This is a genomic window from Senegalia sp. (in: firmicutes) (assembly GCF_052088025.1).
GTDB lineage: Bacteria > Bacillota > Clostridia > Tissierellales > SIT17 > Anaeromonas.
Map to the genome: position 1 here is coordinate 1 of NZ_JBQCYD010000092.1, position 2,817 is coordinate 2,817.

Here is a 2,817-nt window from a genome sequence, read left to right on the forward strand (position 1 = left end):
CCTTTCTTGTGGATAACACAGATATTTTTAAAAATCACATTCTGCAACTATCTAAGTTTTATCTTACCTAACTTGAAGACCCTTAATAAGCAACTTATTTTATTGATTCGTTTTTATTTCCCTTTATAGCTTAAGACTCTCATAGAGTTTCATACTGCTAATAAAGCAACTCCTACATCAGCAAAAACTACTTACCACATTGTAGCTTCTCCTGCAGCTCCAAGAGCTAGAACAACTGCTTTAACTAAAAGTGCAAATATTATATATTTTGCCATACAATAACATTTATTTTATTTGCTATCATCATAGCTATAGGTAGTTTTCCAAGTTCATCTGTCATCAAAACAATATCTGCTGCTTCAATGGCTGCGTCAGAGCCTAAAGCGCCCATAGCAACTCCAATATCTGATCTTGCAAGAACAGGGGCATCATTTATTACATCCCCTACAAATACTATCTTCTCGTTCTTATCTAGCTTTCCTTTTAATTCTTCAATCTTACTTACTTTATCTTGTGGCAAAAGCTCTGCATAATATCCATCTAGGCCAAGTTCTGAACTTACTTCTTTTGCTACTATTTCTTTATCTCCTGTTAACATAAGAATATTTTTTACTCTTTTTTTCTTTAACTGGCTTATAGCTTTCTTTGAGCCTTCCTTAATCTTATCAGATATTACAATATATACTGAATATAGTCCATTTATTGCTATATATATAATGGTCTTTCCCTCTGATAAGCTGTCTACCTTTATATTATTGGATTCAAACAGTGATTTATTACCTAAAAATATATCTTTATCTAATACCTTTGATGTTACTCCCATGCCTGCAAGTTCTCTATATTCAGAAATAGAAGCTTCATTGATTTCCTTGCCATAAGCGCTAAAAACTGATTTAGCAATTGGATGAGATGACATGGATTCAGCTAATGCGGCTAAATATAATAGCTCCTCTTCTTCTATGTCACTAGTTACAACAACTTTTTCAACTTTAAATTCGCCTTTTGTAAGTGTACCTGTCTTGTCAAAAACAATAGTATTTACATTATTTAAAGCTTCTAGGTAGTTTCCACCTTTTATCAATATACCCTGTCTTGACGCTCCACCTATTCCACCAAAAAAACCTAAAGGTATAGATATAACAAGTGCACAGGGACAGGAGACAACTAAGAATACCAGGGCCCTATAAATCCAATCTAAAAATTCTGCACTCCCTAAGATTAAAGGTGGAATTATAGCTAATCCAAGGGCTGTAAATACTACTGCTGGAGTATAATACCTTGCAAATTTTGTTATGAAGTTTTCTGTTGCTGCCTTTTTGCTTCCAGAATTTTCTACTAAGTCTAGTATCTTTGAAACTGTAAATTGATCAAATTCCTTGTTTACAGCTATCTTAATCAATCCCTGTTGGTTGATAAATCCACTTAAAACCTCATCTCCAACTTCTGCGTCTCTTGGTATAGCCTTACCTGTTAAAGCAGCTGTATTCAATGATGAAAACCCAGATATAACTTCTCCGTCTAGTGGTACTCTTTCCCCTGGCTTAACTATTATCTCATCACCAATATAGACTTGGTATGGTGAAACTATTTTTGTATCATCTCCATCTACAAGATTAGCATAATCAGGTCTTATATCCATTAATTCAGAAATAGATCTTCTAGACTTGTTCACAGCATAAGACTGGAAAAATTCTCCTACTTGGTGAAAATCATTACCCCTACACCTTCTGGATATTCTCAAATTGCAAAGGCTCCTACAGTTGCTATTGACATTAAGAAATTTTCATCAAAGACTTGACCCCTTAAGATATTTCTAGCTGCCTTAAGAAGTACATCTCCACCTATTAAAATGTAGCTTAGTAGAAAAATGGGCAATCTGTATATACCTGTCTTTGGATAGAACATGGCTACTACAAATATCACAACTCCTATTATTAGTCTTATACTTGTTATCCTTGAAGGCAAGCTATGACTATGTTCGTGGATATGCTCATGGCTATGCCTATCTTCTTTGCCACCTTCTTTGGAGTGATCTCCTTTATGGTTTTCAGTGACCTTGACACTTGGCTCAAAAAAATTGACAATTCCCTTAGCCTTTTCTGATATTTCCATCTTATTTATATTTTCTCTTATATTAATCTTAATTATCTTGTTTATAAAGTTTAAGTATACATTTTCAACACCATCTATTTCTTTTATCTTAGCTTCTATCCTAGAAGCACAGTTAGCTCAGTCTAGTCCAAGTAAATATAGTTCAATTGTTTCCATATTCCCCTCCTATCCCCAAAATCTTTTAATCAAAATATAAGTTTCTCATTTTATATCCCTACACTTTTCACATAAGCCAAAAAAATTTATTTGTTGACCACTAACTAAAAAACCATAGTCTTCATCAAATATTTTTTTCATAGATTCCAATAAATCATCTCTTAATTCATAAGACTCGATTATTTCCCCACATTCCCTGCAAATCAAATGATAGTGAATTGAATTTCCTTCACTGATATTCAATTCATATCTTCTAGTGCCATCGTCTAATATTAATTTCTGAAGTATCTTTAATTCATACAATAGTTGAATACTTCTATAAACTGTAGCTATACCTATACCTGGATCTTTTTTAATAATATATCCATGTACTTCTTCCACTGTCATATGTTTTTCTCTATTTTCTAGAAAAGCCTCAAATAATAGTTTTCTCTGTTCTGTAACTTTATAGTTGTTCTCTTCAAATATTTCATAGAATTGTTGCAGAACCTTCATCTTTTTTAGCACACTTTAACAAATTTATATCTAAGCTTATCTTTCTAGCTCTAG

Annotated in this window: 1 protein-coding gene and 1 pseudogene; both read right to left on the reverse strand. The window is 32.8% G+C overall.

The window, feature by feature from the left end:
- Positions 1–149: 149 nt before the first annotated feature.
- Positions 150–2,112, reverse strand: a pseudogene (locus tag ACTHUW_RS12665) (heavy metal translocating P-type ATPase).
- A 201-nt stretch (positions 2,113–2,313) separates the two neighbouring features.
- Positions 2,314–2,763, reverse strand: coding sequence for a Fur family transcriptional regulator (locus tag ACTHUW_RS12670; protein ID WP_442198482.1), 450 nt, complete (start codon positions 2,761–2,763; stop codon positions 2,314–2,316).
- Between the last annotated feature and the right edge of the window lie 54 nt (positions 2,764–2,817).

What these genes read in the sequence shown, in the direction of transcription:
- ACTHUW_RS12670 (WP_442198482.1), bottom strand. Translation starts at nt 2,763, where the DNA reads ATGAAGGTTCTGCAACAATTCTATGAAATATTTGAAGAGAACAACTAT.